The 297-nt window shown below is 63.6% G+C and carries 1 protein-coding gene; it reads right to left on the minus strand.

Annotation, left to right across the window (positions count from 1 at the left end; all coding sequences use genetic code 11):
• The coding region (locus KVS69_RS19285; RefSeq protein ID WP_254622300.1) for a TraX family protein at nucleotides 1-297 on the minus strand (297 nt) is incomplete at both ends.

Genomic DNA, 297 nt, shown 5'->3' on the forward strand with positions numbered 1-297 from the left:
CCATCCATCCGTGCGACGGCGCAAAACAGCGCCAGATGGCCGACATAGTACCCGTAGAAGGCCCAGCGAGTGCGCGGGACCTTCCAAGACAGGTCGCCCAGCAGTAGCACGGGCGGAGCCAGCAAGGCCCAGCCGTTGCCGTTGTACGCGCAAAGCAGGCACAGGGGCAGCACCATCACAAACGGATAGTCACGCCAATCCCGCAACGTCTCGTAGTACAGCCCGTTGATGCTGGCCCCGGCCTGCAGGAGATCTCGACGCGACCGGAACCAGTGCCATGCCCCAAGGACGAACACT

This window comes from Stenotrophomonas sp. GbtcB23 (genome assembly GCF_019091045.1).
Taxonomy (GTDB): Bacteria; Pseudomonadota; Gammaproteobacteria; order Xanthomonadales; family Xanthomonadaceae; genus Stenotrophomonas; species Stenotrophomonas rhizophila_A.